This window comes from Larkinella terrae (assembly GCF_009668025.1).
GTDB lineage: Bacteria > Bacteroidota > Bacteroidia > Cytophagales > Spirosomataceae > Larkinella > Larkinella terrae.
The window spans coordinates 109,581-123,899 of record NZ_WJXZ01000012.1 but is presented as its reverse complement, the minus strand read 5'-3'; the positions used below and the strand labels follow the sequence as shown (position 1 = coordinate 123,899).

16 protein-coding genes are annotated in these 14,319 nt (G+C 50.5%); 10 read left to right on the top strand and 6 right to left on the bottom strand.

The features are described 5' to 3' along the window. Positions 1-125 precede the first annotated feature (125 nt). The 3 genes from GJJ30_RS18985 to GJJ30_RS18975 all read left to right on the top strand — a co-directional run bounded on the left by GJJ30_RS18985 (position 126) and on the right by GJJ30_RS18975 (position 1,957). Positions 126-530 carry a Panacea domain-containing protein gene (locus tag GJJ30_RS18985; protein WP_205880585.1) on the top strand — a complete coding sequence of 135 codons (405 nt, stop codon included), beginning with the start codon at positions 126-128 and terminating at the stop codon, positions 528-530. Then, on the top strand, positions 517-879 hold the full coding sequence (locus GJJ30_RS18980) for a hypothetical protein (RefSeq protein WP_154176759.1): 363 nt from the start codon (positions 517-519) through the stop codon (positions 877-879). The genes GJJ30_RS18985 and GJJ30_RS18980 overlap by 14 nt, the downstream gene beginning before the upstream one ends. Before the next feature lie 97 nt (positions 880-976). Further along, positions 977-1,957: a DUF4886 domain-containing protein gene (locus GJJ30_RS18975; RefSeq protein ID WP_310588332.1), complete on the top strand. Its 981-nt coding sequence runs from the start codon at positions 977-979 to the stop codon at positions 1,955-1,957. Between the two features lie 80 nt (positions 1,958-2,037). Here GJJ30_RS18975 and GJJ30_RS18970 read toward each other — a convergent pair whose 3' ends face one another. Continuing rightward, a complete protein-coding gene (locus tag GJJ30_RS18970; protein WP_154176758.1) occupies positions 2,038-2,955 on the bottom strand; it encodes a PfkB family carbohydrate kinase in 918 nt (305 codons plus the stop codon). A gap of 214 nt (positions 2,956-3,169) precedes the next feature. Between GJJ30_RS18970 and cysS the strand changes: the two genes are divergently transcribed. The 5 genes from cysS (at position 3,170) to GJJ30_RS18945 (ending at position 7,238) form a co-directional block, all read left to right on the top strand. After that, positions 3,170-4,669 carry a cysteine--tRNA ligase gene (gene cysS / locus GJJ30_RS18965; RefSeq protein WP_154176757.1) on the top strand — a complete coding sequence of 500 codons (1,500 nt, stop codon included), beginning with the start codon at positions 3,170-3,172 and terminating at the stop codon, positions 4,667-4,669. 18 nt (positions 4,670-4,687) lie between these two features. Then, positions 4,688-5,686: a M28 family peptidase gene (locus tag GJJ30_RS18960; RefSeq protein WP_154176756.1), complete on the top strand. Its 999-nt coding sequence runs from the start codon at positions 4,688-4,690 to the stop codon at positions 5,684-5,686. Next, positions 5,683-6,117 (top strand): hypothetical protein, encoded by a 435-nt coding sequence (locus GJJ30_RS18955; RefSeq protein ID WP_229313242.1) that lies wholly within the window; start codon positions 5,683-5,685, stop codon positions 6,115-6,117. The genes GJJ30_RS18960 and GJJ30_RS18955 overlap by 4 nt, the downstream gene beginning before the upstream one ends. 146 nt (positions 6,118-6,263) lie before the next feature. Continuing rightward, positions 6,264-6,605, top strand: coding sequence for a TfoX/Sxy family protein (locus tag GJJ30_RS18950; RefSeq protein ID WP_154176755.1), 342 nt, complete (start codon positions 6,264-6,266; stop codon positions 6,603-6,605). A 69-nt stretch (positions 6,606-6,674) separates the two neighbouring features. After that, entirely contained in the window at positions 6,675-7,238 is a 564-nt protein-coding gene (locus GJJ30_RS18945) for a Crp/Fnr family transcriptional regulator (protein WP_154176754.1), read from the top strand. A gap of 65 nt (positions 7,239-7,303) precedes the next feature. Here the strand turns inward: GJJ30_RS18945 and nadD are convergent, their stop codons facing one another. From nadD to map, 5 genes are all read right to left on the bottom strand, one after another. Further along, on the bottom strand, positions 7,304-7,876 hold the full coding sequence (nadD, locus tag GJJ30_RS18940; protein ID WP_154176753.1) for a nicotinate (nicotinamide) nucleotide adenylyltransferase: 573 nt from the start codon (positions 7,874-7,876) through the stop codon (positions 7,304-7,306). A gap of 30 nt (positions 7,877-7,906) precedes the next feature. Beyond that, positions 7,907-8,506: a guanylate kinase gene (gene gmk / locus GJJ30_RS18935; RefSeq protein WP_154176752.1), complete on the bottom strand. Its 600-nt coding sequence runs from the start codon at positions 8,504-8,506 to the stop codon at positions 7,907-7,909. Positions 8,507-8,512: 6 nt separating this feature from the next. Beyond that, the gene (locus GJJ30_RS18930; RefSeq protein ID WP_229313241.1) at positions 8,513-8,812 is read right to left on the bottom strand and encodes a hypothetical protein; all 300 of its coding nucleotides are present in this window, start codon (positions 8,810-8,812) and stop codon (positions 8,513-8,515) included. A gap of 84 nt (positions 8,813-8,896) precedes the next feature. Beyond that, on the bottom strand, positions 8,897-9,511 hold the full coding sequence (locus GJJ30_RS18925) for a sigma-70 family RNA polymerase sigma factor (RefSeq protein ID WP_038120200.1): 615 nt from the start codon (positions 9,509-9,511) through the stop codon (positions 8,897-8,899). A gap of 556 nt (positions 9,512-10,067) precedes the next feature. Then, on the bottom strand, positions 10,068-10,829 hold the full coding sequence (gene map, locus GJJ30_RS18920) for a type I methionyl aminopeptidase (RefSeq protein WP_154176751.1): 762 nt from the start codon (positions 10,827-10,829) through the stop codon (positions 10,068-10,070). Between the two features lie 327 nt (positions 10,830-11,156). Between map and GJJ30_RS18915 the strand changes: the two genes are divergently transcribed. Then, on the top strand, positions 11,157-11,321 hold the full coding sequence (locus tag GJJ30_RS18915; RefSeq protein ID WP_154176750.1) for a hypothetical protein: 165 nt from the start codon (positions 11,157-11,159) through the stop codon (positions 11,319-11,321). Between the two features lie 73 nt (positions 11,322-11,394). Next, positions 11,395-14,175: a T9SS type A sorting domain-containing protein gene (locus tag GJJ30_RS18910; RefSeq protein ID WP_154176749.1), complete on the top strand. Its 2,781-nt coding sequence runs from the start codon at positions 11,395-11,397 to the stop codon at positions 14,173-14,175. Positions 14,176-14,319: the final 144 nt, after the last annotated feature.

Sequence of the window (14,319 nt, the reverse complement as noted above, 5' to 3'; positions counted from 1 at the left end):
TGACCGTTACTAAATGCCAGACAACCTGATTAAGTAAACAATAGATACGAACTATGTACCCGGCATTACTAGTTGCCAGACAGTTTATTAACAAGGGTATCGCCCAGGGGCGACCGTTGACGCCAATGAAGTTGCAGAAGCTCATCTACATGGCGCACGGGTTGCACCTGGCTCGTCACGAAAAACCGCTGATTGCCGAACAGGTCATGGCCTGGTCGTATGGTCCGGTGATTCCCGATGTCTATGCCCGCTTCAAGCGGTTTGGCAATAATCCCATTACTACACCCTTTCCCCAGAGCGACTGGGACGATGAGCTTGACCCGCAGGCGGAGGATTCCATCAATTTTGCCTGGGACATTGCCAAAGATTACAACGCCATTCAGCTCTCCAACTGGACGCACATTGAAGGATCGCCCTGGTTTCAATCCGTTAGCCGCAACGGCGACGGCGTCATCGACCAGGAACCCATCGACAATGAAGTGATTAAAGACTATTTCACCGAAATCATCAGACGAGATGTCGGAGAGTGAAGGCAGCGAAAAGGCGAAAGAAAACTTCCGGAAGCTGATCGAATCGTCGTCGACCGACCCGCGCAACAGCGGTCTTTCGCGGAACGAATTCGACCAGTACGACCAGGAAGAACGCCGGACCCGGTTGCTGGGTCTGACGCAGGACATTCAGGAGCGGAAAAAATTTGCCCAGCGGATTTTCTGGATGGTGGTCATGTGGCTGTTCGTGATCCTGGGCATTATCATTGCCGAAGGACTGCACTTACTTGATATTCCTCAGGCAGTTACGATTGCCCTGATCGGTTCCACGACGATTAATGTAACAGCTTTTTTCGTGATTGTAACGAAGTATTTGTTCCCGGGAAAATAAGCACCGGCGTCTGGCGTCTTTCCGTTTCTGTTAGTATAAAACCGGCTTTCCGGCCTTTGTCTGGCGTTGACTTGTCTTCCCTGAAACTGTAAAACCCGTGCTTCGATTTCCTAAATTCTCCGCTGTCTTCGTTTTTTTTCTGTTGCTTTTTACCGGTAACCTGGCGATTTCGCAAACCGCAGCCCCGGTTTCTGCCGACGGAAAAAAGAACGGAAAACCGCTGCATCTTTTTATCATCGGGAATAGTTTTTCCGGCAACGCGGCCCGGTACCTGCGGGAATTGAGCGAAGAGGGCGGGCATCCGCTGACCATCGGGCGGGCCGAATTGGGCGGTTGTTCGCTGCAACGGCACTGGGAACTTGCGGAAGCCGCCGAGGCCAATCCGGACGATCCGAAGGGGAAAGCGTACAACGGAAAATCCCTGAAAATGCTCCTGTCCGAAGGAGTTTGGGACGTGGTTACGCTGCAGCAATATTCCATGCTTTCCGGCGATGTCGAAACCTACCGGCCTTACGCCAGGAAACTGTACGACTACATCCGGAAGTTGCAGCCTTCGGCCAAAATTGTGTTTCATCAGACGTGGGCCTACCGCTCCGACGCCGACGGATTTGGTCAGGTTGCAACCGGAAAACTGGCTCAGAGTGAAAAGGAAATGTGGGAAAAATCGCGGGAGGCTTATCACACCATCGCCCGTGAGCTTGGTGCGCCGATTATTCCAACCGGCGACGCGTTCTGGCAACTGAGTTCGGATCGTAAATGGGGGTATCGGAAGGATACCGGTTTTGATTTCAGTAAACCGCAACCGCCCAATCTGCCCAATCAGGATCACTCGCTGCACATGGGTTACCGCTGGAACAACGCAAAACTGGAGTTCGATTCCCACCACGCCAGCCCCGCCGGATGTTACCTGGGCTCGCTGGTCTGGTACGGTTTTCTGTTCGGGGAATCGCCGGTCAATCTAAAATTTGTGCCCGAAACGGTTCCCGCCGATTTTGCGGCTCAACTGAGAAAAACCGCCTGGTCGACCGTGAAGAAGATAAAACAGTCTGAACCGGGATTCCACGGATTAAAGGATTAAAGGGAATTATCCTTCGGATTAAAAAACAGCGGAAGCAATCCTGGTTAATCCTTTAATCCGCGGAATCCCGGTTCAGAAATTTAGGCGATTTCAAAGGCCGACAGCTGCACAAATTTCGCGACGCGCTCGTTGATTTCGTCGGTTGTCAGGTTGAAAAGCCGCTCGGCACCGAATTTCTCGACGCAGAAAGAGGCCATTGCCGAGCCGTAAATGATGCCGCGCTTCATGTTGTTGAACGACACATCGTTGGTGCTGGCCAGATACCCGATAAAACCGCCCGCAAACGTGTCGCCCGCGCCGGTGGGGTCGAACACTTCCTCCAGCGGCAGGGCCGGGGCAAAAAAGATGCTGTCGCCGTTGAAAAGCAGTGCGCCGTGTTCACCTTTTTTGATAATAACGGTTTTGGGGCCCATCGACTGAATGACGGCTGCGGCTTTCACGAGCGAATATTGTTTGGATAACTGACGCGCTTCTTCGTCGTTGACTGTCAGGACGTCCACCAGCTTGATCACTTCCATCAGGTCGTCCCAGGCGACGTCCATCCAGAAATTCATCGTATCGAGCATGATCAGTTTCGGACGGTTTGGCAACCGCTCGATGACCATTTTCTGGATCGCGGGGGCGGTATTGCCCAGCATCAGAAACTCGCAGTTTTTGTATTGTTCAGGGATAATCGGGTTGAAATTCTCCATGACATTCAGCTGAACATCCACCGTGTCCCGCGAATTCATGTCGTTGTGGTATTTGCCCGACCAGAAAAACGTCTTTTCGCCGGGGCGGATTTCCAGCCCTGTTGTATCGACGCCGTGATCTTTGAGAATGTCGATCATTTCCTGCGGAAAATCGTCGCCGACGACGGCTACCAGATTATTTTCATTCGTAAAATACGATGCTGACAGCGTAATGTACGTGGCGGCTCCACCGATGATTTTATCGGTTTTACCAAAAGGAGTTTCCAGCGCGTCGAAAGCCACTGAACCAACTGTTAACAAACTCATGCTGATGGGGTAAATACAGTGTAAATTGAAATGGTAAACTAAAGGAAAATGAACAAACTTACCAACATAATCCGTTGGTACGGTGTTGACATGAAGGTGCGAAGATAGGAAAAGTACAGCATTTGCCACTTGTCACAATGCGCTGACTTCCGACGAACATTGTGTAGATTTGTGGCTCGAAAATGACCGCAGGAGCGGATCGACCGATTGAAGGATGACAACACCGACACAACCGCTGAAATTATACAATACGCTTACCCGCCGGAAAGAACTGTTTGTACCGCTGATTTCGCCTTATGTAGGCTTATACGTTTGTGGACCAACGGTTTATAATTATGTGCATTTAGGAAATGTTCGCACCTTTCTGACCTTCGACACCCTGTTCCGGTATCTGACGCACATCGGTTATAAAGTTCGGTACGTCCGCAACATCACGGATGTGGGCCACCTCGTGGGCGACGGCGACGACGGCGAGGATAAAATCGGGCGGATGGCGAAGCTGGAGAAAATCGAACCGATGGAGATTGTCCAGCGGTATACGAATGATTTTCACTCCGTAACCGCGATGTTTAACCTGCTGTCGCCCAGCATCGAACCAACCGCAACCGGCCACATGGTGGAGCAGATTGAAGCCGTTGGGGCGTTGATCGACAAGGGGCTGGCGTACGAATCGAACGGGTCGGTTTATTTCGACATCATGCAATACAACCAGGAAGGCGGCAATTACGGCAAATTGTCCGGTCGCATTCTGGAAGATTTACTGAACGAAACCCGCGATCTGGACGGGCAATCCGAAAAACGAAATCCGCTGGATTTTGCGCTCTGGAAAAAAGCCGCTCCCGATCACCTCATGCGGTGGCCATCGCCCTGGAGCAACGGTTTTCCGGGCTGGCACCTGGAATGTACCTGCATGAGTACCAAGTATTTGGGTAAACAATTTGATATCCACGGCGGGGGAATGGATTTGAAATTTCCGCACCACGAATGCGAGGTGGCGCAGGGGCAAAGCATTTACGGCAAAGAACCGGCGCGCTACTGGATGCACTCCAACATGCTGACGGTAAACGGCCAGAAAATGTCGAAATCGCTGGGGAATTCCTTTCTGCCTTCGGAACTGGTTGCGGGCACCCACCACCTGCTCGAACAGCCGTACAGCCCGATGACGGTGCGGTTTTTTATGTTGCAGTCGCATTACCGGAGCACGCTCGATTTTTCGAACGAAGCACTGAAAGCCGCCCACAAAGGATACAAACGACTGGCGAACGGTTTGCGGATTGCGAAGATGCTGACCTACACAGCCGCGGACGACGTTGCGGTCGATGAAAAAAAACAGCAGGAAATTCAGAAAGCCATCGACGATTTCTACGGCGCCCTGAACGACGATTTGAACACGGCCGTTGGAATTGCCCAGTTATTTGCGTTACTGAAATACGTCAATATGCTGTATCTGAACCAACTTCAGCCGGCGGCATTGGGAGAGGATGTTTTCAATCAGTTGAAAGACTCGTTCGTCCAGTTTATGGAAAGCGTTCTGGGGCTGATCGAAGAAAAAACGGAGAGCAGTGCGGTTTTAGACGGCATGCTGACGTTATATCGGGAATATAAAGAGCAGAAGCAGTACAATAAGGTCGATCAGGTCCGTTCCTATTTCAAGGCGCAGGGGCTGGCGATCAAAGATATGAAGCACCGGATCGACTGGGCTTACGAAGAATAGTCAACTTATCGGTAGAATATGCGCCTAAACAGGACCATCGTTCTCTTTTGGCTGGCTGCGGTGATTACCGTCAGCGCCTGTAAGAGCAAAAAAAAGGATCAGCAGGAAAGCCAGGCCACCGAAGTCAAAACGGTGACGGCTCCGGCTTTTAACGCCGATTCGGCTTATTCGTACGTTGAAAAGCAGGTCGCGTTTGGCCCACGGGTACCCAATACGGATGCGCACCGGCGTTGTGGCGACTACCTGATTGCGTCGCTGAAGGCATTCGGTTGCGAAGTGACGGTGCAAAACTTTACGGCGACCACCTACGACAACCTGAAACTGAACGCCCGCAACATCATCGGCAGCATCAATCCGCAGGCGGCCAAGCGTATTGTGCTGGCTTCGCACTGGGATTCGCGCCCGTTTTCCGATCAGGATAGCCTGGTGAAAACCAAACCGGTTTTGGGTGCTAACGACGGTGCCAGTGGCGTTGGAATTTTGCTCGAAATGGCCCGTACGATTCAAAAAGCCGGAACCAAACCGGATGTTGGCATTGATTTTATTTTCTTCGATGCCGAGGATTGGGGGAATTCCGAACTGGCGAAAGACGAATACGGCGGTTTTTGCCTGGGGTCGCAATACTGGGCGGCTAACAAACACAAACCGGGTTATGCGGCCTATTACGGTGTTTTGCTGGACATGGTCGGCGCGAAAGGAGCGACGTTTCTCAAGGAAGGCAACTCGATGCAATATGCCCCAACCGTCACCAACCGGATTTGGGAAACCGCCAGTAGCATGGGCTACAACCAGTATTTCGTCGATACGGGCCAGTCGGGTCCGGCCATTACCGACGACCATTTGCCGGTCAATCGGGTCGGGAAAATCCCGATGGTCGATATCATTCACCTGAAAGTCGAATCCGGCAGTTTCTTCAAAGACTGGCACACCGCCCACGACGACATGGACAACATCGACCGCAGCACGCTCAAAGCCGTCGGCCAGGTGTTGCTGCAAACAATATATAATGAACAATGAACAATGAACAATTAACAGCGCGTAGATCAAAACTGAGCCGCCGGTTTTTCCTTTCATTATTTATTGTTCATTATTCATTATTCATTGCCTCAAGCTGCTCCCCTCCACCGGATCGGATTGGCGACCTGGATTTGCTCAAATGGCGGGGCGACCGGGGTGGTTGTCAGGGCATCAGGACGGCACAGATCGATGATTTTAAGATCGTTCGACAGGAACTGAAAGGTCAGTCGGCGAACGAAGTGGCCAAAATACTGGGTCGGCCGGACAGCGAACAACTGGACGATCGCAACCAGAAATTCTATATTTATTTCCTCGAACCCGGCGCTCACTGCCAGGACCCCAAAGTGAAAACCGACAGCCGCTCGGTGGCGTTGCGCATCAGCGCCATCGGTTTGGTAACGGAAATTACGTTTCAGCGCGGGCGACCTTAGTTATTGCTTCTTCTTCAATGAAACCGCATCACCGGTTTTAGCTCAAAAGCCGACGAATTAATCAGGCAAAAACCGGTCTTAAATTCAGGCATTTCAAGTAAGTTTATGCACTTACTTATCAACGGTTTTATGACTTTATTCCGATTATGGCCTACAATGAAAAGTTAGCAAACCGGATTCGGGAACGATTTGCCGAGCTGCCCAATGTGGAAGAAAAAGAAATGATGGGCGGTTTGGTGGTGATGTATAACGACAAGATGTGCGTCGGAATCATCAAGGACGAACTCATGTGTCGGATCGATCCGGCTCAACACGAAACGCTGGTCGAAAAAACCGGAGCCCGAACGATGGATTTCACGAATCGGCCGATGATTGGCTACATTCTGGTGGATGATACGGGACTGAGAACCCAGGCGGATTTTGACTATTGGATTAACCTGTCACTGGATTTTAATAAACACGCTAAAGCGTCTAAAAAGAAAAAATAACCGCGAAACACGATCGATTTAAACCACAGAACCTGCCTATAAATACGTCTTTACTACGAAAACCGTCTTATGGAAAAGCTGAAAAAAAACTTTGAAAAAATGGGTTTTTCGGGAGACGATCTGGACAAAATTCTGAGCGCATTCGAGCTTCACGTATTCAGGAAAAACGATCGGGTTGTTGAGGAAGGTAAAACGAGCCGACACATCGGTTTTGTGGAAAGCGGAATGTTTCAGTATTACGTATTGAAAGATGGCGAAGAAATAACGACTTATATTTCCATCGAAAATACATTTTTTGCGTCGGTATTAAGTTTTGTCAGCGAAGCGCCCGCGCTCGAGAATGTCCGGGCTTTAACGGACGGAAGCATGAGCATGATCAGCAAGCCAAATCTCAAAAGGCTGGTCAACGAAATACCAAAATTCAAGGATTTTTACATCAATTTACTGGAGCATTCGATTTGCGGTATTGACGCCAGCCGCCACGATCTGATTGCCCTTACCGCCGAGCAGCGCTACGCGAAAATGCTCAAAAACGAACCCCACCTTTTACAGCAGATTCCGCTGCAATACCTGGCGTCGATCCTGGGCGTCACACCGCGCCATCTCAGCCGAATCCGCAGCACCATTCGCTGACAGACCCGTGTCAGTAAAAACCGCCGAGTACAAACCGGCGAAATCAGACTTTTCTGCCAGCGGGGTTACAGATAAAACTTCTTTCGCTCAATAATTTCACCGATCACATCCGGCACCAGGTAGCGAATCGAGCGGTTATTTTTGAGGCAATCGCGGATAAACGTCGCGGATATATCCAGCAACGGGGCCTGCACAAACCGGACGTTGGGGTGTTGCTCCAGTGGACTGGGTTCGCTGTCGGGGCGGGGGTAGACGTACAGGCCGAAATACTCCAGAATTTTTTCGTAGTTCTTCCAGTTGGGAAACTGGGCCAGATTGTCACCACCGATGATGAGCTTAAACTGGTGCTGCGGGTACTTTTCCTGAAGCCGGGTGAGCGTATCGATCGTGTAACTGGGGCGGGGCATCGAAAACTCGATGTCGGTCGCTTTGAGTTTCGAATTATCGGCAATAGCCCGCTCCACCAGGTCGATGCGATCGAACTCGTGCAGCAGGCTTTTGTTTTTTTTGAACGGATTTTGCGGAGAAACCACAAACCAGACCTGCTCCAGATCGGTCGTGGTGGCCATCGTATTGGCAATAATCAGGTGCCCAATGTGAACCGGGTTGAAGGAGCCAAAAAACAAGCCAATTTTCATGAGCGGAATGGTTTCACGCTAACCACCCGGTTATACGACGGTTGCCTTTTTCGGAATGATGTCGTTTTGCAGGAAATCATCCGTCAGTTTCTGGGCCTTTTTTAGTGTGCTTTCCAGCTCATCGTTGACCAGAATGACGTCGAACTGGTCCTGAAAACTCATTTCGAAGTGGACTTTAAACAGCCGTTTCGACAGGCTGTCCTCGGTTTCGGTACCTCGTCCCAGCAGGCGTTCCCGGAGCGTTTCTTCGTCGGGCACTTTTACAAAAATCGCCAGCGCTTTGTCGCCATAGTATTTTTTAAGCTTCAAACCGCCCTGCACGTCCACATCGAACAACACGTGTTTGCCGCTGCGCCAGACGCGCTCGATCTCCGATTTCAGCGTTCCGTAGAACGCACCGACATACACCTCTTCCCACTCGACGAATTCGTCGTTGTCAATTTTTTCCTTAAAATCTTCGGGAGTCAGAAAGTAGTAGTCTTTGCCGTTTTGTTCAGCGCGGCCCCGGCGGTCGCGGGTACAGGCGGAAATCGAAAAACCCAGATTCGAATTAGTGGCAAGTAAGTGCCTGACAATGGTGGTTTTACCTGAACCGGAGGGAGCCGAAAAAATGATCAGTTTGCCTTCCAAAACCGCTTATTTAGTAATTTCTGCCTGAATAGCGGCTGCAATCTTCTCGGGGCAGCACTTTTTCTCAACTTTGCCCTGAAGGGCTTCCTTGATACACTTTTCAAGGTGATACATATCGATGCACGGCTGGCAAACTTCAATATGATCCTTGAAATACTGTTTTTCTTCATCGGTGGCTCCCCCGTCCAGAATCGACTGAATCCGTTTCAGGCATTTAGCCTGTTGATCGCAGCTTTCTTTCTTGGGGGTAGTCGTTTGCCTACCCTCCATACCAACCGTAGTCGATGAATGCAATGTGCCTGACATTGGAAAAATTTAATTTATTCCAGAAATTGTTATACAATATATAGACTAACCTATTAACCAAGTATCTATCCCAAAAAGTTTCAGTTATTCATCATTTTTGTTGTACCCCATCGAAGCTGCGTATTCTTTCAGCTTGTCTTTCAGAAGATTCCGGGCGCGGTGCAACCGTGAGCGAACCGTTCCGATTGGAATGTCCAGAATCTTGGCCATTTCCTCATACGTGAATCCTTCGATGTCACAGAGAATAATAACCGTTCGGAAATCGACCGGCAGCGAGTTGAGGGCCGAAGCCACCTCGTCGCCAATCATATCCTGCACTGTTTCGAACCTCAGATCCGTGGTGTGTTCGGTTTCTGCTGCTTCATCGGAGTTGTAGGTGGTTTCTACATCCTGGTAATCGACTTTCGCAGGTTCTTTACTTTTCTTGCGATAATCGTTGATGAAGCTGTTCTTCAGAATGCGGAACAACCACGCTTTCGCGTTAGTTCCCTGTTCGAAAGATGAGATAAAGCGGAAGGCTTTTAAATAGGTATCCTGCACCAGATCGTTCGCGTCATCTTCGTCCATCGTCAGGCGAAAGGCAAAGTTGTACATGGAGTCAATGTGCGGCATGAACTCCTTGTTGAAGACCTGGTACTTTTGTTCGTCTGTATACCCTTGGAGTTGCGTATCTGACATAATTTCGGGCATCGTCGTCATAAAATTACAAATGAAAATTAAATGGCATCCATTTTTTTCTCAGGTTCAATACATACGGATGTGGTATGAATAGCGATGTTTCATAAAATCAGGCAGTTAGGACTTTGAAAAGAATATTGTACGGATAATAAAAATTTCAACGGCAATGTTTTAATTGTACTGCAAAAATCAATCCTAGCCGGTTTCGATCCTATATATTGCAAGGAACAGGACAATTTGGCAGGACGCAAGCCGGGGGTGATGGATGGTTGGTAATAGTGGATGGAAGGCCGGAAATTGAGAGTGAAGACGATCGTTGGACGGCCCGGAGAGCCGCCGACGGAAGCGGTTTTTCAGCTAGAGCAAGGCTCAGTAGAAAAGCCGTAGTAAAGTTTATTTTCCCCAAATTATTTTTTAAAAATTTTCGGTTTACTCCAAATAAGCTCCCGAAAAACCGGAGACAAGCAAAATTTAAAACCGGTTTTTGTAACAAGCCAACCGGAAAAGGGAAGTCAAGCCCTTTGGTTACGTTCAATCACCCGTGTTCACTCCTTCTATTAACGCGTTAATCGCGACGTTAATCCCATAATTGGTTCGCAGCCGTCAGAATGATCGGTTGTTTGTCGGTAACGACAATCGTTTGTTCATGCTGCACGGCAAAGCTGTCGCGGGCGATCAAGGTCCAGCCATCTCCTTTTTCCTGCGCATACGTGGCTTTGGTGGATAAAAACGTCTCAATCGCCACCACCGAGTTCGTTCGGAAACGTGTTTTGTTGGACCGGTCATAGTAGCAAAGAATCTCGCGCGGTTCTTCGTGCAGGCCCCGGCCAATTCCGTGTCCGGCCAGGTTCTTAATGACCCGGTAACCGCTGCGCCGGGCTTCCGTTTCAATCAGGCGCCCAATCTCGGCCAGTTGTACACCCCCCCGGATGCGGCTAATGGCCTTAGCCAGGATTTGCTTCGAGGCCTCGACCAAAGCGCTATGCTGATGAATATCCCGCCCCAGGACGAAAGAGCCACCATTATCTGACCAATAGCCGTTCCGTTCGGCGGATACATCGATATTGACTAAATCGCCTTCCCGAAGAATCCGTTTCGCCGAGGGAATGCCGTGGCAGACTTCTTCATTGATGCTGATACAGGTCCAGCCCGGAAAACCGTAGGCAAGCTTCGGTGCCGATCGGGCACCGTGCTGTTCCAGCAGCTGTCGGCCGTAGTGATCTAATTCAAGCGTCGACATCCCCGGTTGGGCATATTGTTGCATGCGCTTAAGGGTTGAGCCAACAATTTCGCTGATCTGCTGCATACCCGACAGGTCCTCTTCCGATTTCAATGACATAGCTTTGTGGTTCTGGTTGCATTCTGTTAGCTAATGTATCAAAATCGCTCTGGGTTCCAAATGAGTCCGGAAAACTGGGTCGATAAAAACCGCTGACGAATGTAAACCTACTTACCTTCCGATTGAAATACGATAACGATTATCCCAAAATCGATCACTTTTTTCCCATTCAATCTTTTAAGGACGGGTGTTAGGACGCTGACAATCTGCTTTTTGAACAGATGGGAAAATCGTTATAGTATTTGGGAAAATCGCGATAGTCCACCAGAAAGGTCTTCTTTAAGTTTGCACTGTGGAATCCACATTCTCCACGTCGGGTACAACTCCATGAAGAAAAATTTACTACGCCAAAAACGAACAAACGTTATCGGTGGGGCAACAACCGGCCGGACTCCTTTTCCTCCGGGTCAGCAGTGGAATCAAAACCGTGAGCTTGAAAATCCTGAAGCAATAGCGCGGGTGAATAGTAAAGTCTCCGTTTCATTCATCTAAATCCGAGTCAATCATGAAAAAACCTTTATGTACTCGTTTTAATCGCCGGTGGCTACCGGTATTATTCCTCCTTGTGAGTACCTGCCTGAGTGCGCAGGTTACCAAGGTTTTCGATAAAACCATCGGTGGAAGCGATTTTGACCAGGCAAGAATTATTCTGCCAGTTGAGGGCGGTTTTCTGCTGGGCGGAGCTTCCTCGTCGGGTATCAGTGGCGATAAAGGATCAAAAGGGTTGGGGGCGCAGGATTTCTGGGTCGTGAAAGTCGATGCCAACGGGAATAAACTCTGGGATAAAACCTACGGAGGAAGCGGCTATGATATTTTAAATACCATCGTTGCGTCACCCGATGGCGGTTTTTTGCTCGGAGGATCATCCGATTCAAATAAAGGCGATGATAAATCGGAGGATGACCGGGGTTACGGCGATTTCTGGATCGTTAAGATCGACGCAAATGGCACGAAACAGTGGGACAAAACTTTCGGGGGCATCTATCCGGATGATATCTACGGGATAGCGGTTCTGCCGGAAAATAAAGGTTATCTGCTGGCCGGAACCTCCCAATCGCCCCCAAATCCTGATCGGACGGCCCCTTTGATGGGAGAAGGCGACTATTGGGTGGTCCGGGTCGATCTGGAAGGGAATAAAGTCTGGGATAAAAGCTACGGTGGACCGACCTTTCAGAGTGTCTCGGGACTTGTTCCGACTTCCGACGGGAAATTTGTGCTGTTTGGTGCGTCCTATTCCAATGCCGGTGGCGACAAAACCGAGAATGCGCGCGGGCCCTATCCTGACTTTGGTGATTACTGGCTGGTCAAAATAGACGCGGATGGGAACAAGATCTGGGATAAAACCTTGGGCGGAGATAATGAAGACAACGCGGTTTCGGGGGTCGCTACACCGGATGGTGGCATGGTGATTGCCGGGATTTCGCGTTCCAATCAAAGTTTTGAAAAATCGGCGAATTCTTGGGGTCTTGTAGACTATTGGGTCGTTCGGGTCGATGCAAATGGGAATAAAGTCTGGGATAAAACCCTGGGGGGTGCTGAGGATGATTACGGACTCAGCCTGAACAAAACGTCGGATGGCGGTTTTCTGGTTGGAGGATTGTCCCGTTCGAACCGCAACGCGATCAAGTCGGAAAATAGCCGGGGAGACCGGGATTATTGGGTGGTGAAATTGGGAGCCGATGGCGCCTGGTTATGGGATAAAACCCTGGGCGGGGCCGGGGAGGATCGACTATTTAGCGCTTTCCAGGGTACCAATGGCGATTTTTACCTGTTCGGCGATTCCAATTCCGGGGTGAGTGGGGATAAAACGGAAGAACCGAAAGGTGACTTTGATTACTGGTTGATCGCTTTGCGGGAGACGCCCTGCACAACACCATCCCTGTCGTTTACGACCAACGTGAACGCGCCCTCCATTTTGCAAAACACCCCTGGTGTGATCCTTACCGTGAATGGCTGTGAATCCGGACAGATCAGTTGGACCAGTCCGGACAACGTGCAGGGCGTGGGACCTTTCATTCCCGTTTCGACGGCAGTGATCGGGTTCCGGACTTATTCAATTACCTGCACCAGAGGTAGTTGCACGGCGACCATTACCCCAGCTGTGGAAATCGTCAAACCATCGTCTGCGAGCACGTTCGACGGCTACGTTTACGGGGCCGATTGTGCCACGTTCCGGGGCTGGGCCTGGGACGGCACCAAACCCAATACGCCGGTAACTGTTGAGATTCTGGATGGACCAAACGTGATCGGAACCCTGACGGCCGGGGATTTTCGCTCTGATCTGCTCACCGCCGGGAAGGGAAATGGCAATCATGCCTTCGTTTATTCGATTCCGCAAAGTCTGATTGATGGTGCGCTGCACAGTTTATCGGCCCGCGTTCGGAATAGCGGTTTCATTCTGAAGGGTTCTCCGAAAGCCCTGGTTTGTCGGCCGGGCCGGGATTCTGAAAATCAGAATACACCGCCGGTGCCGCCCACGCCCACCATCCTGATTGCGCCCCTGGCTGCGCAGGTCAATGTTCCGTTCTCGGCAACGCTGGTGGCCTTTACGGACCCGGAAGGCGAAGACCTAATTTACGATTTGTATAATTTGCCCGCCGGTCTGGAATTCGATCCTTTCGATCGGATCATCTTCGGAACGCCCAAAGTGGCCGGAACGTTTGTGCTGGCCTACGAAGCCTCTGATTTCATTGAGCGGAATAGTGTTAGTTTTCCCCTGACGGTTTTACCAGAATCGACGAGCGCCGTAACGGGGAGTTTCGACGGTTACCTGGACAAAGTCGAGTGCGGCACCATTCGAGGTTGGGTCTGGGATCGCAACAAACCGACTACGCCGGTTTCCGTTGAATTCTACACCGGCAACACGGTTTGGGGCAGCACGGTCGCCAACGTTTACCGGCAGGACCTGAAAGACGCCAACAAGGGGAATGGCGCCCATGCCTACAGTTTTGATGTACCGGCGGTTTTGAAAGATGGCGTGTCGCGGTCCATTCGAGCCCGGGTGCTGGGCTCCACCTACGATTTGAAGGATTCGGGAAAATCGCTGACGTGTTCGTCTCCCTCGCCGACCCGGTTGTCGGCGGAAACGGATTCGGGCCTTCAGCTAACGGTTTTGGGCAACCCGGTCGCTCAGCAGGTGAAGGTAGAAATTCGGGGAGCAGAAGGACAACCTTTACGCCTTCAACTGACCGACGCCAGCGGGCGATTGGTAAACCAGTTGCAGATTGATCAGGCAAAAGCCATTGAACGACCGGTTTTCGATGTGCAACAACAACCGGCGGGCGTATTGCTGCTGCGGGCGACCAGCGGTATGCGGAGTGTCACGCGGAAGGTATTGAAACGCTAATTAAGGCGCAGGAAATCGGTCGGGGAGAGGGTCGGGTGAAGCCGGGATTGCAATTGCCGTTTTGGCCCTGATAAATTGCCGTTTCCTAAAAAGGTTGACTAGTCACACAGTAAATTGCCTCTCGTCCATAAATTTTTCCAAACT

What these genes read in the sequence shown, in the direction of transcription:
- GJJ30_RS18960 (WP_154176756.1), top strand. Translation starts at nt 4,688, where the DNA reads ATGCGCCTAAACAGGACCATCGTTCTCTTTTGGCTGGCTGCGGTGATT.
- cysS (WP_154176757.1), top strand. Translation starts at nt 3,170, where the DNA reads ATGACAACACCGACACAACCGCTGAAATTATACAATACGCTTACCCGC.
- GJJ30_RS18950 (WP_154176755.1), top strand. Translation starts at nt 6,264, where the DNA reads ATGGCCTACAATGAAAAGTTAGCAAACCGGATTCGGGAACGATTTGCC.
- map (WP_154176751.1), bottom strand. Translation starts at nt 10,829, where the DNA reads ATGTCATTGAAATCGGAAGAGGACCTGTCGGGTATGCAGCAGATCAGC.
- GJJ30_RS18930 (WP_229313241.1), bottom strand. Translation starts at nt 8,812, where the DNA reads ATGTCAGGCACATTGCATTCATCGACTACGGTTGGTATGGAGGGTAGG.
- GJJ30_RS18925 (WP_038120200.1), bottom strand. Translation starts at nt 9,511, where the DNA reads ATGACGACGATGCCCGAAATTATGTCAGATACGCAACTCCAAGGGTAT.
- GJJ30_RS18980 (WP_154176759.1), top strand. Translation starts at nt 517, where the DNA reads ATGTCGGAGAGTGAAGGCAGCGAAAAGGCGAAAGAAAACTTCCGGAAG.
- GJJ30_RS18955 (WP_229313242.1), top strand. Translation starts at nt 5,683, where the DNA reads ATGAACAATGAACAATTAACAGCGCGTAGATCAAAACTGAGCCGCCGG.
- nadD (WP_154176753.1), bottom strand. Translation starts at nt 7,876, where the DNA reads ATGAAAATTGGCTTGTTTTTTGGCTCCTTCAACCCGGTTCACATTGGG.
- GJJ30_RS18970 (WP_154176758.1), bottom strand. Translation starts at nt 2,955, where the DNA reads ATGAGTTTGTTAACAGTTGGTTCAGTGGCTTTCGACGCGCTGGAAACT.
- GJJ30_RS18915 (WP_154176750.1), top strand. Translation starts at nt 11,157, where the DNA reads ATGAAGAAAAATTTACTACGCCAAAAACGAACAAACGTTATCGGTGGG.
- GJJ30_RS18985 (WP_205880585.1), top strand. Translation starts at nt 126, where the DNA reads ATGAAGTTGCAGAAGCTCATCTACATGGCGCACGGGTTGCACCTGGCT.
- GJJ30_RS18945 (WP_154176754.1), top strand. Translation starts at nt 6,675, where the DNA reads ATGGAAAAGCTGAAAAAAAACTTTGAAAAAATGGGTTTTTCGGGAGAC.